Source organism: Acinetobacter sp. YH12138, assembly GCF_015218525.1.
Taxonomy (GTDB): Bacteria; Pseudomonadota; Gammaproteobacteria; order Pseudomonadales; family Moraxellaceae; genus Acinetobacter; species Acinetobacter amyesii.
In genome coordinates this window covers 638,785-663,495 of the sequence record NZ_CP048670.1, presented here as the reverse complement: position 1 = coordinate 663,495, position 24,711 = coordinate 638,785, and the positions used below count along the sequence as shown (strand labels likewise).

Genomic DNA, 24,711 nt, shown 5'->3' with positions numbered 1-24,711 from the left:
CGCTTTAACAAAATATTTCGTGAGTGATGTTGAGAAATGATGTCTGATCTATCATCAACAACTGATAGGCTGACGCAATCATGTTAAGCAGCAAAATAAAAACGCCCAATGCAATGCATCAGGCGTTTGTTCAAAAGTAACTATGTTTTCAGGTTAAATTTTTCAATACTTAAGAAGCATTTTGCTGTTGTACAAAGGAAATAAACTCCTCTTCACTCATCACAGGTACACCTAACTTTTCAGCCTTTTCTAATTTAGAACCTGCCTTTTCACCTGCAACTACACATTTGGTTTTACCCGAAACACTACCACTGACACGTGCGCCTAAGGCTTGAAGCATTTGCGTCGCTTCATCACGCCCCATGGTATTCAATGTCCCTGTAATCACCCAACTCTCGCCATTCAGCGGCTGACGACTTGGTGCAACGGGTGCATCCCAATGAATCCCAGCTGCCAACAAACGATCAACCACTTCGAGGTTATGCGGCGCTTGGAAAAAATCGACAATCCATTCAGCGGTAATATCACCAACGTCTGGCGTTTTTTTCAAGGATTCGAGATCTGCATGACGAATCGCATCAAAGGTTTGGAAGGTATTGGCGAGCATGCGTGCCGTGGTTTCACCCACGCCTCGAATGCCGAGTGCATAAATAAATGCACCTAGTGTCGTTTTCTTACTATTTTCAATAGAATCGATGAGGTTTTGAACCGACTTCTCGCCCATTTTTTCAATAGTCAGTAATTTTTCACGATGCGCATGCAAGCTATAAATATCAGCAACATCTTTGAGCAGATCCAAATGTAAAAGTGATTCCGCCCAACGGTCGCCTAAGCCCTCAATGTCCATAGCTTTACGCGATACAAAGTGACGAATCGCCTCAATACGCTGTGCAGCACAGTACAAACCACCTGAACAACGTGCCAAGGCTTCACCTTCGGGCATCACCACTGGAGATGAGCAGACTGGGCAATATGCAGGTAACTGAACTTCTACCGTATCTACAGGACGGAATTCAGGCCATACTTTTTCCACTTTTGGAATCACATCGCCACTACGGTAGACACTGACTGTATCACCCACACGGACATCTAAACGGTGAATTTCACCAATATTATGTAGAGTGACATTGGAAACCGTTACGCCACCGACTGCAACAGGATTTAAACGTGCGACTGGAGTTAAAGTCCCTGTACGCCCCACTTGCCAATCAATATTTTCAATCGTCGTCAGCGCTGCAACTGCAGGGAATTTATATGCCGTTGCCCAGCGCGGTTCACGGCTTAAAAAACCTAAAGTTTGCTGCTGTTTCAAACTATTCACTTTAATCACCATGCCATCAATTTCAACACTCAGGCTTGGTCGATCAATGATCATTTGCTCATATGCAGCTTGTACGTCCTGAATGCTGTCACATATAAAGTGACGTTCACCGACAGCAAAACCAAACTGTGTCAGCCACTCAAGACTTGCAGACATGGTGGTTTGCCCATGATGTGGTTCACACTGTGCAATGCCATAGGCATAAAAAGCCAAAGGACGCGAAGCCGCAATTGCAGGATCGAGTTGACGTAAGCTTCCTGCTGCTGCATTTCGTGGATTGGCAAAGGTTTTTTCACCTTTGGCTTCATTTTCAGCATTAAGCTTTTCAAAGCCTGACTTTGGCATCAGGACTTCACCACGGACTTCAAGCAGACTTGGAATTTCAGTCTGTGTAGAAGTCAGTACTTTAGGTAAATTACGAATGGTTTTTACATTTTGGGTAATGTCTTCCCCAGTTTCACCATCACCCCGTGTCACACCACGGACTAAAATGCCATTTTCATACCAGAGAGAAATCGCCAGTCCATCAAATTTTAATTCGACATCATATTCAATTTTTTGATTCGGTAAGCGCTCTTCTACGCGGCGGGCAAAGGCAAATAAATCTTCTGCATTAAACACATTACCTAATGACAACATAGGCACTGCATGGGTTACAGATTCAAACTTAGATAAGGCCTTTCCACCCACTTTTGTAGTTGGTGTATCAGGTTGTACTAAATCAGGGTATTGCTCTTCTAATGCTTTTAATTGGTGAAAAAGTTGATCATATTCACTGTCCTCAATTTCTGGCGTGTCCATGACATAGTAGGCATGGTTATGCTTCGCCAAGAGTTGAATCAGTTGTCGCATCTGTGCAACGACAGTGGATTGTTGTGTCATACATTCACCATAAAAAAGGGCGGTTCATACTCCGCCCTCAAATTTCATTATCTGTTGCTATTATAGAAACCCACTCGGTGAGTTTCAATCAAAGACGCTTAGACTTCGATAGCTTGACCTTGACGATAATCAATCGCTTGATGACGCCAATGTTCACGCATCTGCGGTGTAAATTCTTGGTTATTTTGATCATACACAGTACCGTCAATTTCACGGGCAATTAGACGTGAAATGCTATCCATGGTATCAAAGGCATTTTGTACATCGCTGTGTGGCAGCGCTAAGAAGAAAGCCAAACCTTTTACTTCTTCAGTCGATAAAGTTTCAAGATCAAAACCTTGCGCAGCGCCATCATTATTCATTTGCAATACAGAGAATAATAACTTTGTACCTTCTTCATCATAGCGATGGAAACAGGCCATTTCGCCAAAACGCAGGCCGTATTTGAGTAAAACTTTTAATGCTTTTTCCCCCGACAAGGCACGGCTATCCGGGAACACATTTAAGGCGATATAAGTTTCCGCAGTTGCTAAAGCACTTTCTTCATCAACAATTTTTTGTTCATGTAAATGAGCATCCAAAATACTGCTTTCTTCATCAAAATCGCTGATTTCAGCTTTTTCAATTGCGCTATTTACACTAAATTCTGGCGCTTTTTCCGCAGGAACAGCGTCAGCCTGAACGTGTGTCGCAGCAGTCGCTGCGTGATTGGCATCGGCGGCTACAGATGCAACAGTTGTAGATTCAGTTGCTTCTGTAGACAATGTACTGTCTTCTGTTGCAGTTTGAGCGTTTTCAACTGAAACAGGATCCGTCGTTGTCGTCTCAGTCTTTGCCGTAGCCTCAACGCTCTGCTCTGCTTGTTCCGTTGCCGTTGCTTCTGGCGTTACATTTGCTTGAACAGCTTCAGTCGTTTCAACCGCTGTGACTTTTTCCTCAGCCAAAGTCGGCTCTACACGTTGCGTGGTTTCAGGTGTATTTAACTGATTGCGTACATGGCGCGGAATAACAGGTTGCTGACTATCAGGATTAATATGTAATTCGGTGTCAAGTGATGGCGCTGCATCTGCAGGTTTACGAAACATCATTCGAATGCCCACAACCATGATAATTACAGCGATTACAATCCCAGCTATAGTGGTGATTTCCATGTTATGCCTCCGCAGCTAAACCGTATTCTTTGGCTTGCTCTATATTCACAGTCACTAATTTTGAAGTTCCTGGTTCTGGCATGGTCACACCAAGTAAGTCAGTTGCCATTGTCATAGCCAGTTTATTGTGTGTAATGTAGATAAATTGCACTTGTTCTGAAAGCTCTTTTACAAGATTACAAAATCTTCCTACATTTGCATCGTCTAAAGGTGCATCGACTTCGTCTAAAACGCAAAATGGTGCAGGATTTAGGCGGAAAATCGCAAAAACCAAAGCCAATGCGGTCAGTGCCTTTTCACCACCTGACAATAATGCCAAAGAGCTATTTCGTTTACCCGGTGGTCGTGCCATCAGTTTTACACCTGATTGCCAACCATCTTCAAGGCTTAAACTTGCTTCACCACCATTAAATACTTTCGGAAACAACGCTTGAAGTTCTGCATTGACCTTATCAAAAGTGGTCATAAACAGCTTTCGCGTTTCCTGATCAATGCTTTTCATCGCAGCTTGCAGTTGTTCAACGGTCTTTTGCAAGTCATCAATTTGGTGGCTTAAATCATCAAAGCGTTTAGAAACTTCAGTATATTCTTCTGCCGCAGCCAAGTTGACTGCACCCAATTTATCAAACTGCTGCTGTGCTTTTTCTAGTTTTTGCTGATGGGATACCACATCAATGCTTAAACCTGTCAGCATTTCGCTGTTCATTTCTTTCAGCTGTTCAGAATAATGCTGTAAATCAGACTGCGCGGATTGCCAAGCCAGACGCTTTTCTTCCAATTGCGTACGCAATTTTTCATCTTGCTGTTGATGTGAATGGCGTTGTTCCGTCAATGTCTGTTGTTTGCTCTGTACGTTATTCAGTTCAAGCTGCCAGTCATTCCAGGTTTTTTGTAAACGTTCAGTGACTTGGGCCTGTTCAGAATACTGTGACTCAAGCGCAGGCAATTCTAACTGTACTGGATCGACAAATTTCTTCGCCTGTTCCATCTGTCCAATAATTTGCTGAGTTTGCGCTTTTAAAAAGACCGTGTCTTTTTCTAATAATTCAATCTGTTGTTTCGTCTGTACAGACTGACGACGCACGATTTCCAATTCTTGCTGACTGTGTAATGCCACTTGCTGAGCACTTTCCAGCGCTAGACTCAATTCCTCAACTTGGAATTGCAAGGTCTTATAATTGGGCAAAGCTTGCTCAAGCTTCATCGTCAGCGCATGCAGATCTATTTCCAAATCGTCTTTTTGCATGGCATCTTCTTCAAGCTGTGCTTCAAGTTGCTGTAATTGATCTTCTAACTGCTGCTTTTGTAATGCAAAAGCCTGATTGGAACTTTGTACCTTCGCAATGGCAACATCAGCATTTTGAATGTCTTTTTGCCAATTTTTTAATTGGCTATGTTGCTGTTGCAGATTTTGCTGTAAAGCTTGTACGGCATTTTGCAACTCAGGCAATTGGCCTTCTAGTTGCGTTAGCTTTGGCTGCTGCTCTGCAAGTAATTCAGTCAATTCATCTAAGCGAATACGGTGACTCAATGCACCTTGCCCTGCTTGGCTGTCCTCATCATAATCTAGACCAATCACCCAATCTGCACCGACATGATAACCATCGAGCGTGAGTATCGACTGACCAGCAGCCAGTTTAGCCTGATGGCTCAATGCCATCGGCAATGTTTCGGCAATTGCGACCTGCTGCCAGATTGAAAGCTGTGGTGCTTCAATCCACGTCGCCAAAGCATCTAATCCAACGATTTGTGCTGCGGTGTGGTGACTGCCTTTGACCTGACGTGCAACACTGTCTTGAAAATTATCACTGTGTCCCAAGACTTGGGCACTCAGCCATTTAGACAAAAATTTCTCGACCAGTTGTGCATGCTGTTTACCTTGTGTGTTCAACTGCAACCGCTGCATTAAATGTTGACGCTGGCTTTGCTGCTTTGGACTAGCTTTAATCATTAATTGATTTAGGTTTTTCTGCTCTGACAACAGCACCTGTATTTCTGACTTTAGCTGCAACACCGTATTTTTGTGCTGTGCCTGCTGTTCTTGTGCAGCTGTAAGCTGTGCTTGAGTTTCGGCAATCACCTGCTCTTGTTGCGTAATTTGTTGTTCGAGCTGTTGCTTATCTTGCTGATACTGCTCCAACTCATCTTGCTGCGCCTGATGCTGAATTTGACCTCTTTGCTGTTGCAGGGTCTCACGTTGTTGCTCAATTCGACCAATATTTTTGGTCAATTGTTCACTCTGCGCCAACATCTGTAGCTTTTGCTGTTGCTGCTTTTCGACTTGCCCACGGCATTGTTCAAATTGTTGAACCGCTTGTTGATGCTGAGCTTTCAAATCAGCTAATTGTTGAGTCTGATCTTGACTACTGCTTTCTTGGCGCTGTAATTGCTCAACAAATCCATCTTGCTGTTCTTGCAGCGTTTCCAGTTGTAACTCTAATAGCTGTAAACGTTCTTTGGTTTGAGCTTTTTGCTTTTCAAGCTCCACCAAACTTGCCGAATTTTGTGCAAATAAACCCTGCTTTTGCTCCAGCGTCATTTTCAACTCAGACAGTTTCTTTTCCGCCTGTTGCCATTCACTTTGTAATGGCGTGGACTGCTGAATAAGCCGTTGAAATAAAGCATTAGTGGAAGATAAGTCATGCTCTAGAGTATTTAGCTCAGAACGCACCAGTTTGAAGGTTTCCCCGAGCTCATTCATCTGAAGCGTGTATTCTTGCTGTAAACGCGTACTTTGCTCACATTGGAAAGACAACACTTCGATCTTAAAAGTACGAATTTGGGTTTCTAATTCTTTGTATTGCACCGCCGTTTCAGACTGACGTTTTAAGGTTTTCAGCTGAGACTTCAGTTCTGATGCAATGTCTTCGAGACGTTCTAAATTTTGAGTGGTGTGTTCTAGATGCTGTAAAGTTTCACGACGACGAGCTTGATAGCGAGAAACCCCTGCGGCTTCTTCAATATACACACGCATTTCTTCAGGTTTGGCATCGACCAAACGGTTGATCATGCCCTGTTCAATAATCGCATACGAACGTGGACCTAAACCGGTGCCTAAGAAAATATCGGTAATATCACGACGGCGGCATTTAGTGCCATTGAGGAAATATTCGGATTTACCATCACGATTGACCTGACGACGAACTGCAAGCTCAGTATAGGCATTATAAGCGCCACCTAGCTTGCCATAGGTATTATCAAAACGCAGTTCAACACTCGCCATCCCGACTGGTTTACGCTTTGCCGTTCCGGTAAAAATAACATCTTGCATGGTGCCACCACGCAATTGACGGGCACTGGACTCCCCCATAACCCAGCGAATGGCATCAATCACATTGGATTTACCACAGCCGTTCGGTCCAACAACCGCACTACGGTTGCCTTCAAATTTTAGAGTTGTGCTATCGGCAAAAGATTTGAAGCCGGAAAGTTTTAAACTGCTTAAACGCATAATGTCCTGATCAGCGGCGTGAACGTCTCGCCCACGCTAATTCGATTTGTTTCATCCGTGTTAGTGATTCCAACACAAGGTTGCGTAAGTGTCGACAAAAATCTTCCATAAATAAAGTGGCTTGATGTGATTTTCTGATTAAAACTGCATCAGTCACCAATTTAAACAAATCAAAAGATTCTTGGAGTTCACGTCGTGAAATATTCAGTGTCAGAAAATAACTGCGTCTGAGTGATGGCAACAATTCTTGGTAATAACGCATCAGGTAGGTATTTCCCACCATTTCATGCTGACGAGCCATGCCCTGAAAAATCAGATCATAAAACTTTTCGGTATTGCCTTGGCGAGTTTCCACGTCTAATTGTTCAAGTAATAACTGAATACGCTCAGCTTCATGGCTGCGCCACGTTTCCGCCATACGATGCACAATTTGGCCCAACAATAATGCTGCAATATCAAATAATGAGCGCACTTGTAAAGCCGACATTTCAGAGACTAAGGCGCCACGTCGCGGGTAGATTTCAATGAGCTGGGTCCGTTCTAAAATCAATAAAGCTTCACGAACAGAGCCACGGCTCACATCCAATTCGGCCGCAATTCTAAGTTCCTGAATACGCTCGCCTTCGACCAACTCACCGCGAATGATTTGTTCACCGATGTGTTTGGCAATTTGTTCTGACAAACTGTCCGCTTCTTGTTGTTGCATACTGTTCCTATCTTTTTTTTATAAGATGCAATGTTCAGATTTACACTCAATCTATTTGCATTAGAAACGATAAGCAACCTAATTGAACATGACATTGTCTGACAATCTTGTGTCAATAAAGCCAATTTTGTCAGTCAAAACGGACAATCAAGCGCCAAAGGCTTGCACACCTTGGTAAATAAAATAGCAGCCGACTGTTGTTAATAAACATGCAAAACAACGCTTTAGCATAAATGGCGACAACATATGAGCCACTTTCGCACCCAATTTCGCAGTGATGAAGCTCATTACACTAATCCCGATAAATGCATAAATATGGATATAACCAATGGTATTGGGAACCTCGATATCGGCATGATGACCAAACCACATAAAGCCAAGGGCCCCTGCAATCGCAATCGGTAAACCACATGCAGCAGATGTCGCGACCGCTTTTTGCATAATGACGCCGTTTTTATTCAAATACGGGACGGTTAAGCTACCTCCACCAATACCGAAGATCGCAGAAGCAATCCCAATACCACCGCCTGCTGCCATTTGCATGGCTTGTGAGGGTAAATGTTTATTCGGATCGACTGGTGTCGCTGCACCGCGAAACATTTTAAAGGCCACCCAGACCGCAAAAAAGCCAATTAACAGTTGCAAACCCTGCCCTGATAAATAATCTGCAATGCCTGCACCGAGAAATGAACCAATCACCAAACCCGGTGCCAAATTCCGAAAGACATTCCACAGTACTGCACCTTTTTTATGATGAGCCGAAACCGAACTGAGTGAGGTCACAATAATCGTGGCCAAAGAGGTGCCCACCGCCATGTGCATAATCACACTGGGGTCATACTGAAGTTGGGTAAAGACGATGAATAAAATCGGCACAATAATCAGGCCACCGCCAACACCAAATAGCCCCGCAGCAAAACCAGCGATTGCACCAATCAGTAAATATATGATTAACTCCATCAATATTATTCCACAACTCTCAGATTCAAATGGATTTAGAGACTAGACACTTACAGCAATTGCTGAGCACAGTACCTCAACCGCCTGAAGTTTTATTACTGAAGCCCATTACTACATCGACCAATGACGATGTCCGTGAGATTGCCAAAAAAGGCATTCAACATGTTTTGGTATGCAGTGAAGAGCAAACTCAAGGCCGTGGGCAACGCGATCATCAATGGGTCTCACCCGTTGGTAATATCTATTTAAGCACATTGCTGAATTTACAGACAGCGATAGATGGACGGCTTGCACTTGAAATTGCCTTAAATATCTTGCAAATGCCTAGTTTGCAGAATCTCGCATTACAAGTGAAATGGCCCAACGACCTATATAGCCCACAAGGCAAATGGGGCGGGATTTTGATTGAACCAATTTCGTCACATCAAGCAATTGTCGGCGTTGGGATGAACTTATTTCCGATTCCATCCACAGGAATTGAGCAACGTGCAACGTCGTTATCTGAACTCGGACTTCCCTCGCCAAACCGTTTACAGTTAATCGCTGAACTCTATGCCGCGATTCAACTTGCAGGTGAATGGTTCAATCATAACTGCTACAACCTCGCTGCACGATTCAACCATTATGCTGCATTTATGCAACAGCCCGTTGAGCTTGAACACCTGCAAGGCAAAAGCCAAGGTCTCTTTCTCGGTATTGAAAATGATGGTTCGATCAACATCCAAACTTCGCAGCGCTTAGAAAATCATTTCCAAGGTCGCTTACGTTTAGCAGATCAATCATAAACAGGATTGCAAAGGCCTACTGATGAAAAAATTATGGCTCGATGTCGGTAATACTCGGCTGAAATACTGGATTACTGAAGACGATCAAATCATAGAACATGCTGCGGAACTGCATTTACAGTCGCCTGCCGAACTCCTACTTGGTTTAATCCAGCACTTTAAAAGTTTGGACTTAGATCAGGTCGGGATTTCCTCGGTACTCGACAAAAAAAATAATGATCGGATTCAAAAAATTCTTAAATTTTTAGCTGTTCCTGTCACCATTGCCAAAGTTCATGCCGAATATGCGGGCTTGCGCTGTGCTTACGAAGACACCACAAAGTTCGGGATCGACCGTTGGCTGCAAATGCTTGCTGTAGTTACAGACCCTAAACAAAAATACTGTGTGATTAGCTGTGGAACAGCACTCACCATTGACTTAACGGATGGATTACAACATTTAGGTGGCTATATTTTGCCAAATTTATATTTGCAACGTGATTCGCTCATCCAAAACACCAAAGGCATTAAAATTCCAGATGCCATCTTTGACGAGCTGTCTCCTGGTAAAAATACCATCGACGCTGTTCATCATGGCATATTGCTCAGTTTGGTCAGCACCATTGAAAAGGTGCTTGATAAATATCCCAGTCGCTTAATTTTAACTGGGGGCGATGCTGCGCTATTTGCCAAATACCTACAGCGCTTTACGCCTGAAGTCCATAATGATCTGCTTTTAAAAGGCCTGCAAAGCTATATTGGCCAACAACCGTAGATTAAGCGCGGATCAAATACGGCTCCACAGCATCCCAGACTTCGGGCAATTCGGTACAGCCTTCAGAGTCAATAAAATGCCCCTGATGACGCGCTTCAATCACCTGTGCATCTAGGCTTTTTGCCTGAGCCAAGCTGAATTCGGGTTGCACTCGCTCATCGCCTTTTGAATAGATCACTACCCGATGCTCAACCTGCTGTTTTAGCAAGTCAAAATCTATTTTAGCCGCATCAATAAAAGGATTCACCTGCTCTAGACGTCCCAAGCGGCCATTAAAACCGGCCGCAAGCACAAGAGCTTTTATGTTCTGATGCTGCAGTTTTTGCGACAGATAATGCAGTGCAGCGATACATCCCAAACTATGGGCAATTAATATAGAGTTTTCATTTAATGCGTCAATCTGCGCATCCATTTGCTTCATCCACACATTTAAGACGGGTGTTTCGGATGGATCAAGCCGAAGCACCTTGAGGCTGACGCCCGCTTTTTTTGCCTTTTGCGCGATCCACGGAAACCAATTCTCTTCAGGGCTCGCGGTATAGCCATGCACCACAATTACTTGCGCCATTTCATGCTCCATTCCTCTTTTTGAATTCAGTCTGAAATAAAAATTAGAGATTGAGGGTAAACAATTGTGAATTTTTGCAAAACTTGACTATTTGCTAGAACACTTTCATGAGCTGATTCAAAATATCCAGCAATTCTGGAAACATTATGAAGCCGTAAAAGTCCTGTATTTTCCCTTCAGTGTTCCACCCTTGGATCACAATTGATAACTTCAGCGTGAACGGTGGCGGAACAAAAGGATCATTGCTGGACAGCATGCGCACGGCCAACGGCAAATGCTGATGCAGCATATGACGGTTCAATTAGCATTTTAAAATAAAGCTGCCTAATTCAGAAAAAAATTAAAGGAATACACAAATCCAGAAATAAAAATGCCCGCTTAAATCTTGCCTTACCGCTGGCTGAAATGCGCTGTCAAACAATACAGCGCTGTCAGACAACCCAAACTGTGCGCAATAATAATTTTATTTTCATCAAGCTTAGGCATTTGCAGGGAAATAAACTTCTAACAATGGTCAAAATCTGGTTGTACTGCATTTGCCATATCAATGCGCCAAGAATAATGTCCTACCCCTTGCTGCTTTTGTCTCAATAAGGAAACTAATACTCATTAAGGGAAGCCTGATGAGCATGAATCAGATAGATGTTTTGGCTCTCTGGCGTATGAGGTGTATTCATTATTTGATGCTTATTTTGGGTAAAGCTTTCAATTTGCAGTTCGGCAAACTTTCACCTCTGTTTTAGACCTGTCATCTACACGGTCTCAATGTCAATTTGGCATGTTTTTATAATGATTTAGCTCAGTTCGGTATATATCGGCTGGTGTAACTGAACGTAATTTAGCTCGACAAGATACTCCCCCTCAAAATAAAAGGATCTAAATGTAAAATTTCTCTTAAGATTTAAGTAGGAGATTCTGCAAAATCAAACCATTGATCGGCGCTTAAATTAGTAATTTTGTATATATGTGAAATTTGAACTTCTAACAAGTAACAAGATATTAATGTCTTTAAGAAATAAATCTCCAATTCTAAAAATTGTTGTTCAGTTTGTTTTGGCTATATTTTTCATAGGTATGAACCTAAAAATTAAAGGAATTCTTATTCTATAGAACGTAAAAATGGCCGTTTTTTTATTTCTACTTTACATAATGTACAGTATCCTGTACATTTAAGTTGTACAAAATATTGTACAAAATCATGTTTTTTTTGCAGACATCACCCAAAACAGCCAATTTGAAATTTAAGTGTCCATATAAAGTATCTATAGCAAATCTATGAGCCAATGTGCCAACCAACTAATGCTAGATCAATGAAGTGACCATATATTGTTTAAGGCTAAATATTTAATTAGGAAATGCAAGACATGCAAGTATTTACATACACTGATGCACGCCAGAATTTAAAATCCGTTTTAGATACTGTAATTGAAGATGCAGATGTAGCTATTATTACTCGCAAAGAGGGTCAACATGCCGTTGTGATGGGTCAAGACTATTACAACAGTGTAATGGAGACATTGCACTTAATGTCTTCTCCAAAGAATGCAGCACACCTTGCAAACTCAATTGCAGAGTTCCGTGCATCTAAAGCAATCGAAAGAGAACTTTTAGATGAAAAGGAAGACTAGCTTTACCCCTTCAGCTTGGGATGATTATGTATATTGGCAAAGCCAAGATAAAAAGACTCTCAAGCGAATCAATAACCTTATAAAGGAATGTCAACGTACACCCTTTGAAGGTATTGGAAAACCCGAAGCTTTACTCGGTGATTTATCGGGATTCTGGAGCAGAAGGATAGATGAACAGCATAGGCTAGTTTATGCAGTAACAGACGCAGAGATAACGATAATTGCTTGTCGCTATCACTACGAATGAACCAAAGCCCCTACTTATATAGGGGATTTTTTATTTTATTTATAAAAAGTCTGATCAACAATGTAATAAAAATGAAGACACTAAAAACTATATATATGTTTCCAAAGAATAGATATGATCTAAAACCTTCATAAATAAATCTGGCCATTGGCTCTTGCTCTATATACCCAATATAAGCATAACTAAAAAAGTAACTTAGAATAAAAGAGTAAAGACCAGTAAAGGCAAAAAAAGCCAAAACTTTATTAATCTTATCCTTAATAAAAAAGATAGAATTCAAGCTTAAAGAAATTATTAAAATTGAATAAATACAAGAATATACTGTAATCCAGCAATCATAACTTTCCATCTAACTACCTAAGTGTTTTATATGTAGCCCTTTACTAAAATAGAGTAGGAGCTTTTTTTGTAGTGGTCAACAAATCCTTTATTTCATCACTTGCTATCAAATGCACTCAATCACTTTGCTTAAGCGCACAGTCTCGTCAAATTGCAGCCATAAAAAAAGGCGCTAAATGCGCCTTTTTTAAGTCCAAATTACTTCGGATCTTTACTGCCGAACAATGGACCCATGCCACCGCCGCCAAATTGTTTTTGCATATTGCCCAATGATTTCATCATTTTTGCCATACCCGTTGGGTTGGCAAATTTCTTCATCATTTTCGCCATTTGCGCATGTTGTTTGATGAGTTTGTTCACTTCCGCAACATCCATACCACAGCCTGCTGCAATACGTTTTTTACGGCTTGGATTCATCAAGTCTGGGTTACGACGTTCTTTAATGGTCATCGATTGAATAATCGCTTCCATTTTCTTCACTTGCTTTTCAGGATTTGCTTGTGCAATTGCATCTTGAATCCCTGAGTTGCTCATGCCTGGAAGTTTATCCAAGAAGCCCATCATGCCGCCCATTTTGTTCATTTGTTCAAACTGCATCAGCATATCTTCAAAGTTGAAGCTACCGCCTTTTTGCAATTTTTTCGCCATTTTTTCGGCTTTTTCTTTGTCGATTTTACGTTCAACTTCTTCGACCAAAGAAAGTACGTCACCCATACCCAAAATACGCTGTGCGATACGTTCAGGATGGAATGGCTCTAGGGCATCGAGTTTTTCACCCATACCCAAGAATTTAATTGGCTTGCCAGTAATAGCACGAACAGAAAGTGCCGCACCACCACGTGCATCGCCATCTGTTTTTGTCAGGATCACACCCGTCAAAGGCAAAGCATCGTTAAAGGCTTTTGCAGTATTCGCCGCATCCTGACCCGTCATGGCATCAACCACGAACAATGTTTCAGTTGGCTTAATTGCTGCATGTAGCTCTTTAATTTCATCCATCATTTCGTCGTCTACATGTAAACGACCTGCTGTATCGACAATCAAGACATCAGCAAATTGAATTTTTGCTTGCTCAATCGCACGATTTGCGATGGTAATCGGTTTTTCGTCTGCGCTTGATTCAAAGAAAATCGCGCCAACTTCACCTGCAACTGTTTGTAGCTGTTTAATCGCTGCTGGACGATAAACGTCGGCAGACACCATTGCTACTTTTTTCTTTTGACGTTCTTGTAAGAAACGTGCAAGTTTTGCCGCAGTAGTAGTTTTACCCGCACCTTGCAAACCTGCAAGAAGCACAACAACTGGTGGTTTTGCCGCTAGGTCTAGGCTTTCATTCGCCTCACCCATCATTTTGGTCAATTCGTCATGAACGATTTTGACGAAAGCCTGCCCCGGTGATAACTGAGTCATCACTTCTTGGCCCAATGCTTCTTCCTTAACTTTCGCGATGAATTCACGAGTTACAGGTAACGCAACATCGGCTTCAAGAAGTGCCATACGTACTTCGCGTAACGTATCTTTAATATTGTCTTCGGTTAGCTGCCCTGAGCCAGTAACATTTCTTAAACTCTGCGTGAGTCGTTCTGTTAAGGTATCAAACATTGCAAAATCCGCTTAAAATAGCCATGAGCAAAAAATTGTTTCTTAAAATAGAAAATTTATGCATAGAATGCTATAGGATACTTTAGTTCTTGCAGAATTTATATAAATGAATATTCAACATCCTGAAAAAGGTTTGACATGATCAGTCTCCCCTTGGTTTACACGATCCTAGCATTAATCGCTTATACCACGTCTTTTTGGTATTTATTCAGCCATTTAATGTCTAAACGTGCGCCGAACCATTGGTTTATTGGTGTTGTACTTGGTTTAGGCATGTTATTGCATGCAGGTGTTTTATATAACGATATGTTGACACCTATGGGTGTCAACTATGACGTGTTCAACCTGATGTCATTTACTTCAGGTCTCATGCTATTGCTCAGTGTGTTATTTAGTACCTATCGACCTGTGCTTGCGATGAATCTGCTGGGCATTCCTGTGGCAGCGACGGGGTTGATTTTGGGCTTTGCATTTAGTCGACAAAATCAATTTATAGAACAACATTCACTGGGTTTAGACATCCATATTATTTTGTCACTTTCCGCGTATGCAGTCCTGCTGATGGCAACTATTCAAGCGGTTATTTTGCGTTTACAAGACCGTGAACTGAAAAACAAACAGAAAAAACGTGTATGGGTGAGCCTACTTCCATCCTTCCAAGCCATGGAATCTTTACTATTTGATTTATTGATTGCTGGATTTGCACTACTAACCGTGGCGCTTGGGTTTGGTTTCTTCACCATCGATAACTTCTTTGCACAGCATTTGGCGCATAAAACTGCATTTAGTATCATTTCATGGTTCGTCTATGGTGCCTTGCTCATTGGGCATTATCGATTCGGCTGGCGTGGTCAAAAAGCCATTCGCTTTACCATTATTGGTTTCTGTCTATTGGCAGTTGGCTTTATTGGATCTAAGTTTATTTTAGAAATGGTTTTAGGCCGCTAAGTCGACGATGAAACGATTTTAAGTTTTATAAAGAAGTAAGTTTTATTACGAAGGGAGCTACGGCTCTCTTTTTTATAGCTTGATTATTCACACAGAAATAACAGGCATAAAAAAAGCGCTATACAGCGCTTTTTTTCATTACGTCTAAATTATAGAGCAACGATGTTTACAGCATTCGGGCCTTTTTGACCTTGAGCGATGCTGAAAGAAACCTTTTGGCCTTCTTGCAAAGTTTTGAAGCCAGAACCAGTGATTTCGCTGAAGTGAGCAAAAACGTCAGGACCGTTGTCTTGTGCAATAAAACCGAAACCTTTAGTTTCGTTGAACCATTTAACTGTACCAGTAACTGTATTAGACATAATAATACCTATTAATTTGTTGATTTAGCCATTGGATGATGACTGACTATAACTTGGAAAATAATAAAGAATTGAACTTCATTTCTGTAAAAAACGAAGGATTATGACTAACACTGCGATACTTAAAGAAAATTTACGAAACAATACTTTTTTTCTAGTTGCAGCCATCATACATGAAATCTTAAAAGATTCAAGCACAGTATATGTTGTTGATTCCATTAAAAAACAACAGTACAAGCCATCTTCTTATTATTACTATCCATATGTATTTACTCATTTTATTGTTAAAGTTTTATGTCAGTCAATACTTTAAGACTTTGGTCCTAATTTCACCAAATAGTTACATAAAATCTTGTCATTTCGTATTCCGCGTCACCTTAAGCACAAAACCTAGACATCCCTTTCAAAACCACGTATAACTCCGTTTTTCAATTTTTGGCTGTATGACCGTGAAACTTGTTCTTGCGCCGATGGAAGGCTTAACCGACCCAATTATGCGAGATGTGTTGACGCATGTGGGGAGTTTTGACTGGTGTGTAACCGAGTTTATCCGTGTCACGGACTCTGTCCTGCCCGATCATATTTATCATAGCTATTGTCCTGAACTAAACAATGAAGGCAAAACTGCAGCAGGAACACCGGTTCATGTGCAGTTCTTAGGTAACAATCCCACTATGCTCGCGGCAAATGCTGTACGCGCGGTAGAACTTGGTGCCCCTGCGATTGATATGAACTTTGGTTGCCCTGCAAAAACCGTCAACCGCCACCGTGGTGGTTCAGTTCTGCTAGATGAGCCTGAAGTGGTGTATGAGTTAGTCAAAGCTGTGCGTGATGCTGTTCCGAGTCATATTCCTGTATCAGCAAAAATGCGTTTGGGTTATATGGACCGTAACTTCACTATGGAAAATGCGCATGCCATCGAAGATGCCGGAGCTGCATGGGTTACAGTCCATGCGCGAACCAAAGCCGATGGTTATACCCCGCCTGCCTTTTGGGATCAGTTGCAACCCATTCGTGAAGCATTGAAAATCAATGTGATTGCCAACGGTGAAATTTGGAACAATGCCGATGCCAAACAGTGCCAACTCGAATCTGGTTGTGAAGACCTAATGATTGGTCGTGCTGCGGTGACCACTCCTGACATTACACAGTGTATCCGTCGTAATACCGATGAACCGCTGATTACATGGCATGAACTACTTGGATTACAAATTCGTTTCTTAAATGGCTCGTATAAAAAAGAAATGAATATGGTCGGTCGTTATAAACAATGGCTCGGTATGATGTCGAAACATTACCCAGAAGCCAAAGTCCTTTGGGATGAAGTAAAACGTGTCAAACCACTTGATGAAATCGTGGAAAAACTCAAAGCAGGTATGTAAGTTTTAAAACACATCGCCCAATGTTAAAACGAAAAAGTGTGAAAACACCTATCTAAGCGTAGCCGCAGAGCCTTTGATTATACCTACAGTGTTCAAAGGCTTTGTTGTTTGGCAAACTCTAAAATTGCGTCGATCTCATCTGCCAAGAACTCTTTAGGATGTTCCGAAGTCGGGTTCATCACCAAGCTTGCGCCTTTGGTAATCGCAAATAATTTTTCAGCACTGATCATGACAAACTCTGCATCTGCACCAACATCCTGTTGAAGCATCGCAAGACTCAGAAAAAATGGAATGGCTTGCTCGCCTTGCTCCGTTTCCATCAATTGAAAATGTAAATGCTGCTCTGTATCACGCTCACCCAAACAATATACTTGGCTGGCTAAAAGTTGCTGATAAAAGTCTTGGTATTGCTCAGGATGATCTAAAGTCGATTCATAAAGATGTTGAAGCGTGTCGTTCATTGTTATTGTCCGTCTATTTTTATCAGTCAGATACTGTTCACAATCCACAGCATACAGGAAGTTTATGAATTATGCCGTTGATTTAAATCTTCAACGTGCTGTCGATTTGTTTTCCACGATTTTTCTAAAATTTCTTTTTCTAAACGCAACTGTATTCGTTTAAGTTTCATTTCAGAGACCACGGGTTGCTGAAAGGTTTGAACATAGTCCACCCAAGCTGTACCCCGAAATACATTCGACGGCATCTCTGTTTTAAACACTGCTTCAGGCATAAAAACAATCACAGAATGCATATTGTCTTTATCCACAATATCGCTCAACACCTGTTCTAACACTTTCATATGTTTATAATTTTGGTGAATTGGATTTTGAAATTTAAAACTTTTTTTATAAATCTTTTGCGTCCATTGTTTTTGTCTCTCGCTCCCAAAAATCCAGCCCTTATAGTTTTTAGTTTCAATCACAAACACACCAAATGGGCTTAAAAGAAGATGATCAATCTGAGTCGTAGCTCCTTCGCCATCTGGTAAGGTCAAATCATTTAACAATATATAATGGTCTTTCAAATAAAGTTTGACATGAACGGCGACAGCAAACTCCCCCATTTTCCCCTTTAAATAAGGTTTAAATGCTTTGATTGCCCCCACAATCAGTAACAATGGAATTAGCCACCACAACGTCGAAATGAAGGGTGCAAAGATTTGAGAAATATTCATTAATTTGATTCATTATTTTAAATAAGTATATTTTCTATTTTATTGTAATTTCTCAATTTTTAACAATATTTCTTTATTTTCTAGACCACCCGCAAAACCCACTAATTTTCCATTTGCGCCCACGACACGATGACAAGGTGCAATAATTGAAATTGGATTTTTTCCGTTGGCTGCACCCACAGCACGTACGGCTTTGACATTGCCGATCTGCTCTGCAATTTGTTTATAGCTGCGAGTTTCTCCAAAAGGAATTGTCAGTAAAGCTTGCCAAACTTGTTGCTGAAATGCGGTGCCTTCAAAGTCTAGCGGCAAGTCAAATTGCTGTCTTTTACCTGCAAAATATTCATTTAATTGCTGTGCGGTTTTGAGCAAAATCGGGTGTTGCAGATCTTCAACCAAAGCCGCCAATCGCACACGATTAGGGTTTTCATTTTCCCAAAGAACAGCCACCAATGCGGTTTCATGTGCAACAAGTTTTAATTGTCCAACGGGTGAATCTAAAAACTGATAAGAAAGTTGCATGACATACTCCAAGCTCAAAATCGCAGCACTTCATTATTCAGGAGGACGATAATTTCATCAAGACTAGTCCTGAAATAATCAGGACCGCAGCTAGCATACGCATGGCATTGGCAGGCTCACCCAATACAACGATGCCGAGGATAAATGAACCCACTGCACCAATGCCTGTCCATACTGTATAGGCTGTACCCAGCGGTAAGGATTTCATTGCATAAGACAACAAAGCGAAACTTGCGATCATGAAAACAATGGTCAAAATACTTGGCGTCAGTTTGCTAAAGCCTTCAGAGACTTTCATACAATATGCCCAGACCACCTCAAGCAATCCCGCTACAATTAATAAAACCCAAGCCATATTTTTACCCATAAAAAAAGCACAAAAGGCTTTTACCTCTGTGCTTTAGAACATATTAACTTGAAGATAATTTCATCAAGATTAGACCCGAAATGATCAGTACTGCGGCTAACATCCGCATGGCAGTTGCAGGCTCACCGAGTATAAAAATACCCACGAGAAATGAACCAATCGCGCCGATTCCTGTCCAAATAGTATAAGCCGTTCCCAGAGGTAACGTTTTCATGGCATAGGCCAATAAACCAAAGCTCAGGATCATAAAAAATAAAGTGACTAGACTTGGGCCAAGTTTTGTAAAGCCTTCTGAGAGCTTCATCGAATAGGCCCAAACGATTTCAAAAATACCAGCGAATACCAGAACAACCCAGGCCATGATGCCTTCCTCCATATTAGTAGAGTCAGGTCGTCCTGACGATTTTTCTTACTGGCTTTGATCAAAGATGTAAGGGAGGTCGTTCCTCCGAATATGGTCTCAGTATAGCAAATATGCTGAATTTTAGTGCAGTCTTTACATTTTTTGACCAAATCTAGGGCGTTATTCAGTTAAGGAAAAAACTTGTGCCGATGAATTGCGCCAAAACATGGCATGTCTGTTCAAAGGATAGATTCAGACATAAAAAAAAGGCATCACAAAACCTGTTGATGATGCCCTCTTTATTTGGTCTATTCGCCGATTAGAACTTCAGACGAAGTCCTGCGCCATACCACCATTGCTTTTCACTTCCAGTTTCAGCTTGCCATGCCGAATGCTGATTTCCTTTTTCATAGCTGTAAGCAACATCGATAAAGGGCATTAACTTTTTATTGATTTCATAGCGTGTTTCTAGCCCTAGCCATACAGAACTGAGTCCTGTTTTTTGTGCATAGGCAGAGTCATCACTCAGCACTACATCTAGGTTTAGATACGGTTTTAAAATCAGTTTTTGCGTCAGCAGCAAATCACGTTCGGTTTCTAAAGAAAAACTGACCTGTTTATCTACACCAAAATATAGATAAGCATCGGTTTCAAAGAAATACGGTGCCAGACCATGCAGACCCACCGCAGCATCTAACTGTTCTTTGTCCGTCACTTGATGTTCATCGACACGATAACGTGCGCCAATTTGCGCATCCCAAAAGTCGGAGATCATACGGCTATACATCAATTGAGCCGCATAATCTGCATCTTGAGATTCTGCTTTATCCGCATGTAATTTGATGAAGAGCTTATTTTCATCGGTCCCGATTCGACTCTCAATTTCGGTCTTTAAACTTCCACGGCCATCGGCATTATTGAGCCATCGATTGTCTATCTTGGTCGCTTGATAAATCTGTCCACCATGTTCACGCTTATGATCAACAGGATGCTGCGCAGAAGCAGCACGTGACGCAATAGATGATGCATTTGCATGTTCTGCAGTATGCTCCATCTGGCTCGATTCAATCGCTGTTTTCATTTCTTGATGAGACGAATCATGTGAGGAATGCGATTCATGTTGAGCTGACATCGGCGTGCTGTGATGTGCATCTTGCGCCATGGTCATTTGAGTGACCGATGCCAAAGCTAAACTCAGTACCGTATACGTGCATGGTTTAATGATGCGCATGAGACAACTCCTTTTGCGGCACAGATGCCGTTTTAGTATTCTCCGCGACATTTGCGACCACGAGTTTATTCATCATTCCTGCAGACATGTGATACAGCAAGTGACAATGAATCGCCCATTCCCCTAATTCATTGGCCGTTAACAGAGCCGAGACTGTTTTCCCCGGCGGCACAATCACCGTATGTTTATTTGGCATTTCAGAAGACACTTGCCCATTTTCCAATTGCATGAACATGCCATGTAAATGCATCGGATGCGCCATCATGCTGTCATTGACAAATTTCAGTCGAATTCGCTCACCATATTTCACTTGTAGTGGTTCAGCTTCACTGAATTTTTTGCCATTCATGGTCCACATATAGCGTTCCATCGTTCCACCCAAATGAATGACCAAGTCTTGCGTCGCTTCACGTGTATCAGGCTGTGGCGTTAACGCTTTTAGATCACTATATTGCAGTGCCTTATCACCAACAGGTGTTGAAGCATTGGCCCAACCCATAACCGTTGCTGAATTTTCAACTGCCCGCATCTCCTCTTTAGACTGTGCATGCTCCATCGCTGTATGCATATCATGTTTCATAGATGAATCTATTGAGGAGTGGTTCATCGATGAATGATCCATCACGCTATGATCCATATTGGCATGCGCTGAATCAGACATGTTCTGTTTATGCATCTCTGGATGTTGCATAGTAGTATGTGCAGTCACTGGAGAATGGTCCATGTCATGTCCCATAGCTGCATGATCATGAACTTGTTTCGGCTGAATATTTGATGGATTGACAGTATGCGCGCTGTGCTCATGAGCATTCGCTTGTCGGCTTGCTGAAGTTTGGGTTGAACCTGTAGCAGTATGTCCCATGTTGCTATGGTCCATACCTGACATTGAACCATGACCCATATCTTCCATGGTCAGCAAAGCGCGTGGCCGTGCTTTTGGTATATGAATGCCTGAGTGCTGAGGCTGCGTTTCATCATGTAAAGTGCCAATCGCAAATCCAGTCCGATCAAGCGACTCAGCCTCTATCTGATAGTGCGCAGATTTAGGCTCTACGATCACATCGTAGGTTTCCGCAGCACCAATGCGAAATTCATCCACAGCGACCGGCTTGACCGCTTGACCGTCTGCACTGACCACCGTCATTTTGAGCTGAGGAATACGCACATCAAAAAACGACATAGCCGCAGCATTTACAAAACGAAGTCTGACTTTTTCATTGGGCTTAAACATCCCCGTCCAGTTCTGCTGTGGTGTTTTGCCATTCACTAAAAACGTATAACCCGTGACATCAGACAAATCCGTTTTCAGCATTCGCATCTGATTCCACATCGAACGATCTTTCCAAGTGTTTTTTAAACCTGTTCGTTGAATTTGCGCCCATACATCTGAAACTGTTTCACGCTGATTTTGATAGTATTCGGCAGACTTTTTCAGATTTGCCATAATCTCAGCGCTAGATGATTCATGAAAATCCGACAGCATGACCACATAATCACGTTGCGATTGTTCATGTGCGGCAAGTGCTTGTTTACCTTTCGGATAAATTACCAAAGCGCCATACAATCCGTCTTGTTCTTGACCTTTGGAATGCGCGTGATACCAATAGGTTCCGCTTTGACGGACTTTAAATTTGTAAGTAAAGCTACCGTCAGGCTGAATTTCATTGAAACCATTAAAGCCGGGTACACCATCCATTAAACCGGGCAGCAATAGACCATGCCAATGCACCGAGGTATTTTGTTTTTTGAGCTGATTATGCACATGGATGACCGCATCATCGCCTTCTTCAAACTCCAGTAAAGGTGCTGGAAACTGACCATTGACACTGATTTTTTTGACCGCTTTACCTGTCAAATTGATGGTCTTTTCATCAATATTCAGATGATATTCTTTAATGGCTGCAAACGCCCACGTTGGTGACAGCAGACACACCCCGAGCACGAGGCATGATTTAGATAAATTAGACATGACTTAACCTTTATAAAATAACGAAAAAACGTATTTAAAACTCAGGTTAAGCTTGCGGAGGTCTTAGAATTTCTTGCCAAAAGCCTTTTAAATGCTGTCCAGCAAAAATGAAACGAGGAGGTTCTGTATAGTGATGCACATGGACGGTCTGCAATGCGACTAAGGCGCTATCGACATAAGAAGTACTGATTTGGCAATGTGCGAGTGTACAGTCCTGACAGTCTGTACTTTGTGTCGTTGAATGATGCGCCTGACCATCTTGCAGTGCAGATGTCGCATCTGAAGATTGATGACAATCCATCGTTAAAATGACTTCAGGTGTTGCTTGCTTGCCATGATGTACTGCATGCTCAGGAGCAGCTTGCCGCTGATTTTGATGGCAATTTGTCATATTTAAATGCGAAGGATCAGCATGTGCTGCATGAACTGATGCCTGATGGGCATTTGCGTTCATCATTTGTTGATGTTGAAAATTTTGCTGTGCACTGACCACGCTGCTCCACCCCATGACAAACGCCATGAGCCAAGCAAAGCCAAGATGCTTACGCAAAAAATTGAACAATTTAGTATCCTAATTCAACCCAATGATGCACTGTGACAACATATCCCTATTAACACATCATATCCCTATTAACACATCTTTAGAAACATCACGCGATCAGCTCAGCCGAAATCCGCATGAAACACCATGATGATATTATTTACGATTCAAATGCAATCACATGACATTTGTATCAACATGACATGCAACTCGACCGATTTATCCATCATGAACGATACATTCAGAAATATCTAAAAGCACTATCTAGTGCGATCTATGATGTGTTTTGCCAGTCACAGCGTATCTCAATAGTTGCTAACAGCATAATTAATTGTGCAGTTATTCACAACAGTTTTAAATTTATTGCGCTGTCATAAAAAACAGTGCATATCGTCCAGTTAAAACATAAAAGTTATTTTTTAAACTGATTAATTATTTACCATAGATTAATAAACATACAGTATTTCAAACACTTTTCCCCATAAAAAAAGGACTCAATTGAGTCCTTTTTATACTTAATACGTCTAATTATTAAACCATTGATGCACAATCGTTTATAATTTATCCAAGTTATCCATATAGTTATCTACACAGATATCCATACGGTTATCCATATAGTTATCCACAATCAAGGAGTAACTTATACCCAAAGGCTTAAGCCTCTTGAGCATGCACTTTTGCCAACTCAGAACGCATGTCATCAATCACAGCTTTATAATCAGGCTTACCAAAAATCGCTGAACCTGCAACGAACATATCTGCACCAGCTTCAGCAATGTCACGGATATTGGCTGGAGTAACACCACCATCCACTTCTAAGCGAATATCACGGCCTGAAGCATCAATAATTTTTCGTGCTTGACGCAGCTTTTCCAAAGTCATTGGAATGAACTTTTGACCGCCAAAACCAGGGTTCACACTCATCAACAAGACTTGGTCAACTTTATCTAAAACATAGTCTAAATAATGCAAAGGTGTCGCAGGGTTAAACACCAAGCCCGCTTGCGCACCGCCAGATTTGATTAACTGTAAAGAGCGGTCAATGTGGTCAGTCGCTTCTGGGTGGAAAGTGATGATATCTGCGCCAGCTTCCAAGAAATCACCAATCATACGGTCTACCGGTGAAACCATTAGATGCACATCAATTGGCGCCTTAATGCCGTATTTTTTCAATGCCTTACAAACGCCCGCACCAAAAGTTAAGTTCGGCACATAATGATTATCCATGACATCAAAATGAACAACATCTGCACCTGCTTCTAGAACATTTTCAACTTCTTCACCTAAGCGCGCAAAGTCTGCTGACAAAATTGAAGGTGCGATTAAGAATGGCTTGGACATGAAAAACCTAGCTTTGAAAAGGGAGTGATTGACGCATTATAGCAAAATGTCCCCCTATTCGCTGCCCATACCCTTAGTCGTTTTTTCGATGCCAATGATTGAGATAGCCGGGATGGAGAAGTTTATGGATAAATATG

At 41.7% G+C, this 24,711-nt stretch carries 24 protein-coding genes; 6 read left to right on the top strand and 18 right to left on the bottom strand.

The features are described from left to right. Positions 1–169: 169 nt before the first annotated feature. The 5 genes from ligA to G0029_RS03105 form a co-directional block, all read right to left on the bottom strand. Positions 170–2,203 (bottom strand): NAD-dependent DNA ligase LigA, encoded by a 2,034-nt coding sequence (gene ligA / locus G0029_RS03125; RefSeq protein ID WP_180107276.1) that lies wholly within the window; start codon positions 2,201–2,203, stop codon positions 170–172. A 98-nt stretch (positions 2,204–2,301) separates the two neighbouring features. Beyond that, positions 2,302–3,354 carry a cell division protein ZipA C-terminal FtsZ-binding domain-containing protein gene (locus G0029_RS03120; protein ID WP_180107274.1) on the bottom strand — a complete coding sequence of 351 codons (1,053 nt, stop codon included), beginning with the start codon at positions 3,352–3,354 and terminating at the stop codon, positions 2,302–2,304. A 1-nt stretch (position 3,355) separates the two neighbouring features. Then, positions 3,356–6,805: a chromosome segregation protein SMC gene (gene smc / locus G0029_RS03115; RefSeq protein WP_180107272.1), complete on the bottom strand. Its 3,450-nt coding sequence runs from the start codon at positions 6,803–6,805 to the stop codon at positions 3,356–3,358. Between the two features lie 10 nt (positions 6,806–6,815). Next, the gene (locus G0029_RS03110) at positions 6,816–7,511 is read right to left on the bottom strand and encodes a GntR family transcriptional regulator (protein ID WP_078191157.1); all 696 of its coding nucleotides are present in this window, start codon (positions 7,509–7,511) and stop codon (positions 6,816–6,818) included. Positions 7,512–7,658: 147 nt separating this feature from the next. After that, a complete protein-coding gene (locus tag G0029_RS03105) occupies positions 7,659–8,471 on the bottom strand; it encodes a sulfite exporter TauE/SafE family protein (RefSeq protein ID WP_180078265.1) in 813 nt (270 codons plus the stop codon). 29 nt (positions 8,472–8,500) lie between these two features. On the opposite strand from G0029_RS03105, the gene G0029_RS03100 reads away from it, so the two are divergent. Continuing rightward, positions 8,501–9,256: a biotin--[acetyl-CoA-carboxylase] ligase gene (locus G0029_RS03100; RefSeq protein WP_180107270.1), complete on the top strand. Its 756-nt coding sequence runs from the start codon at positions 8,501–8,503 to the stop codon at positions 9,254–9,256. A gap of 22 nt (positions 9,257–9,278) precedes the next feature. Then, positions 9,279–10,010 carry a type III pantothenate kinase gene (locus G0029_RS03095; protein ID WP_180107268.1) on the top strand — a complete coding sequence of 244 codons (732 nt, stop codon included), beginning with the start codon at positions 9,279–9,281 and terminating at the stop codon, positions 10,008–10,010. 1 nt (position 10,011) lies between these two features. Here G0029_RS03095 and G0029_RS03090 read toward each other — a convergent pair whose 3' ends face one another. Continuing rightward, positions 10,012–10,578 (bottom strand): RBBP9/YdeN family alpha/beta hydrolase, encoded by a 567-nt coding sequence (locus G0029_RS03090; protein ID WP_111884791.1) that lies wholly within the window; start codon positions 10,576–10,578, stop codon positions 10,012–10,014. A gap of 94 nt (positions 10,579–10,672) precedes the next feature. Then, the gene (locus G0029_RS03085) at positions 10,673–10,867 is read right to left on the bottom strand and encodes a hypothetical protein (protein ID WP_180107265.1); all 195 of its coding nucleotides are present in this window, start codon (positions 10,865–10,867) and stop codon (positions 10,673–10,675) included. A gap of 1,075 nt (positions 10,868–11,942) precedes the next feature. Between G0029_RS03085 and G0029_RS03080 the strand changes: the two genes are divergently transcribed. Both G0029_RS03080 and G0029_RS03075 read left to right on the top strand, forming a co-directional pair. Further along, a complete protein-coding gene (locus G0029_RS03080) occupies positions 11,943–12,206 on the top strand; it encodes a type II toxin-antitoxin system Phd/YefM family antitoxin (protein ID WP_180107263.1) in 264 nt (87 codons plus the stop codon). Next, positions 12,190–12,453, top strand: coding sequence for a Txe/YoeB family addiction module toxin (locus G0029_RS03075; protein WP_180107261.1), 264 nt, complete (start codon positions 12,190–12,192; stop codon positions 12,451–12,453). The genes G0029_RS03080 and G0029_RS03075 overlap by 17 nt, the downstream gene beginning before the upstream one ends. A gap of 537 nt (positions 12,454–12,990) precedes the next feature. Here the strand turns inward: G0029_RS03075 and ffh are convergent. Continuing rightward, complete coding sequence (gene ffh, locus G0029_RS03070; protein ID WP_078191163.1) at positions 12,991–14,394, bottom strand: signal recognition particle protein; 1,404 nt, start codon at positions 14,392–14,394, stop codon at positions 12,991–12,993. Positions 14,395–14,532: 138 nt separating this feature from the next. Here ffh and G0029_RS03065 point away from each other — a divergent pair, with 138 nt between their 5' ends. Then, positions 14,533–15,342 (top strand): inner membrane protein YpjD, encoded by an 810-nt coding sequence (locus tag G0029_RS03065; RefSeq protein WP_078191164.1) that lies wholly within the window; start codon positions 14,533–14,535, stop codon positions 15,340–15,342. 149 nt (positions 15,343–15,491) lie between these two features. Here the strand turns inward: G0029_RS03065 and G0029_RS03060 are convergent, their stop codons facing one another. Then, positions 15,492–15,701 carry a cold-shock protein gene (locus tag G0029_RS03060; protein ID WP_067761877.1) on the bottom strand — a complete coding sequence of 70 codons (210 nt, stop codon included), beginning with the start codon at positions 15,699–15,701 and terminating at the stop codon, positions 15,492–15,494. A gap of 449 nt (positions 15,702–16,150) precedes the next feature. Here G0029_RS03060 and G0029_RS03055 point away from each other — a divergent pair, with 449 nt between their 5' ends. Further along, entirely contained in the window at positions 16,151–17,083 is a 933-nt protein-coding gene (locus G0029_RS03055; protein ID WP_180005012.1) for a tRNA dihydrouridine synthase, read from the top strand. Positions 17,084–17,175: 92 nt separating this feature from the next. Here the strand turns inward: G0029_RS03055 and G0029_RS03050 are convergent, their stop codons facing one another. The 9 genes from G0029_RS03050 to rpe all read right to left on the bottom strand — a co-directional run bounded on the left by G0029_RS03050 (position 17,176) and on the right by rpe (position 24,574). Continuing rightward, on the bottom strand, positions 17,176–17,544 hold the full coding sequence (locus G0029_RS03050; protein WP_180023108.1) for an SseB family protein: 369 nt from the start codon (positions 17,542–17,544) through the stop codon (positions 17,176–17,178). Between the two features lie 62 nt (positions 17,545–17,606). Beyond that, positions 17,607–18,260, bottom strand: coding sequence for a nuclease-related domain-containing protein (locus G0029_RS03045; RefSeq protein WP_180048993.1), 654 nt, complete (start codon positions 18,258–18,260; stop codon positions 17,607–17,609). A 39-nt stretch (positions 18,261–18,299) separates the two neighbouring features. Beyond that, positions 18,300–18,782, bottom strand: a complete 483-nt coding sequence (locus tag G0029_RS03040) for a methylated-DNA--[protein]-cysteine S-methyltransferase (RefSeq protein WP_168378519.1) — start codon at positions 18,780–18,782, stop codon at positions 18,300–18,302. A 37-nt stretch (positions 18,783–18,819) separates the two neighbouring features. Beyond that, positions 18,820–19,137 (bottom strand): quaternary ammonium compound efflux SMR transporter SugE, encoded by a 318-nt coding sequence (sugE, locus tag G0029_RS03035; RefSeq protein WP_078191206.1) that lies wholly within the window; start codon positions 19,135–19,137, stop codon positions 18,820–18,822. 55 nt (positions 19,138–19,192) lie between these two features. Then, positions 19,193–19,510, bottom strand: a complete 318-nt coding sequence (locus G0029_RS03030) for a DMT family transporter (RefSeq protein ID WP_078191168.1) — start codon at positions 19,508–19,510, stop codon at positions 19,193–19,195. A gap of 301 nt (positions 19,511–19,811) precedes the next feature. Continuing rightward, entirely contained in the window at positions 19,812–20,723 is a 912-nt protein-coding gene (locus G0029_RS03025) for a copper resistance protein B (protein WP_180107259.1), read from the bottom strand. Then, complete coding sequence (locus tag G0029_RS03020; RefSeq protein ID WP_180107257.1) at positions 20,710–22,692, bottom strand: multicopper oxidase domain-containing protein; 1,983 nt, start codon at positions 22,690–22,692, stop codon at positions 20,710–20,712. Before G0029_RS03020 ends, G0029_RS03025 begins: the two co-directional genes overlap by 14 nt. A gap of 46 nt (positions 22,693–22,738) precedes the next feature. Beyond that, complete coding sequence (locus tag G0029_RS03015; RefSeq protein WP_180005005.1) at positions 22,739–23,254, bottom strand: hypothetical protein; 516 nt, start codon at positions 23,252–23,254, stop codon at positions 22,739–22,741. A gap of 633 nt (positions 23,255–23,887) precedes the next feature. Continuing rightward, positions 23,888–24,574, bottom strand: a complete 687-nt coding sequence (rpe, locus tag G0029_RS03010; protein WP_078192356.1) for a ribulose-phosphate 3-epimerase — start codon at positions 24,572–24,574, stop codon at positions 23,888–23,890. Positions 24,575–24,711: the final 137 nt, after the last annotated feature.

Coding starts and splice junctions, on each gene's coding strand:
- ligA (WP_180107276.1), bottom strand. CDS start 2,203: ATGACACAACAATCCACTGTCGTTGCACAGATGCGACAACTGATTCAA.
- G0029_RS03080 (WP_180107263.1), top strand. CDS start 11,943: ATGCAAGTATTTACATACACTGATGCACGCCAGAATTTAAAATCCGTT.
- G0029_RS03120 (WP_180107274.1), bottom strand. CDS start 3,354: ATGGAAATCACCACTATAGCTGGGATTGTAATCGCTGTAATTATCATG.
- G0029_RS03105 (WP_180078265.1), bottom strand. CDS start 8,471: ATGGAGTTAATCATATATTTACTGATTGGTGCAATCGCTGGTTTTGCT.
- G0029_RS03060 (WP_067761877.1), bottom strand. CDS start 15,701: ATGTCTAATACAGTTACTGGTACAGTTAAATGGTTCAACGAAACTAAA.
- sugE (WP_078191206.1), bottom strand. CDS start 19,137: ATGGCTTGGGTTTTATTAATTGTAGCGGGATTGCTTGAGGTGGTCTGG.
- G0029_RS03045 (WP_180048993.1), bottom strand. CDS start 18,260: ATGAATATTTCTCAAATCTTTGCACCCTTCATTTCGACGTTGTGGTGG.
- G0029_RS03075 (WP_180107261.1), top strand. CDS start 12,190: ATGAAAAGGAAGACTAGCTTTACCCCTTCAGCTTGGGATGATTATGTA.
- smc (WP_180107272.1), bottom strand. CDS start 6,805: ATGCGTTTAAGCAGTTTAAAACTTTCCGGCTTCAAATCTTTTGCCGAT.
- G0029_RS03095 (WP_180107268.1), top strand. CDS start 9,279: ATGAAAAAATTATGGCTCGATGTCGGTAATACTCGGCTGAAATACTGG.
- rpe (WP_078192356.1), bottom strand. CDS start 24,574: ATGTCCAAGCCATTCTTAATCGCACCTTCAATTTTGTCAGCAGACTTT.
- G0029_RS03050 (WP_180023108.1), bottom strand. CDS start 17,544: ATGAACGACACGCTTCAACATCTTTATGAATCGACTTTAGATCATCCT.
- G0029_RS03085 (WP_180107265.1), bottom strand. CDS start 10,867: ATGCTGCATCAGCATTTGCCGTTGGCCGTGCGCATGCTGTCCAGCAAT.
- G0029_RS03025 (WP_180107259.1), bottom strand. CDS start 20,723: ATGCGCATCATTAAACCATGCACGTATACGGTACTGAGTTTAGCTTTG.
- G0029_RS03090 (WP_111884791.1), bottom strand. CDS start 10,578: ATGGCGCAAGTAATTGTGGTGCATGGCTATACCGCGAGCCCTGAAGAG.
- G0029_RS03100 (WP_180107270.1), top strand. CDS start 8,501: ATGGATTTAGAGACTAGACACTTACAGCAATTGCTGAGCACAGTACCT.
- G0029_RS03040 (WP_168378519.1), bottom strand. CDS start 18,782: ATGCAACTTTCTTATCAGTTTTTAGATTCACCCGTTGGACAATTAAAA.
- G0029_RS03020 (WP_180107257.1), bottom strand. CDS start 22,692: ATGTCTAATTTATCTAAATCATGCCTCGTGCTCGGGGTGTGTCTGCTG.
- ffh (WP_078191163.1), bottom strand. CDS start 14,394: ATGTTTGATACCTTAACAGAACGACTCACGCAGAGTTTAAGAAATGTT.
- G0029_RS03065 (WP_078191164.1), top strand. CDS start 14,533: ATGATCAGTCTCCCCTTGGTTTACACGATCCTAGCATTAATCGCTTAT.
- G0029_RS03110 (WP_078191157.1), bottom strand. CDS start 7,511: ATGCAACAACAAGAAGCGGACAGTTTGTCAGAACAAATTGCCAAACAC.
- G0029_RS03030 (WP_078191168.1), bottom strand. CDS start 19,510: ATGGCCTGGGTTGTTCTGGTATTCGCTGGTATTTTTGAAATCGTTTGG.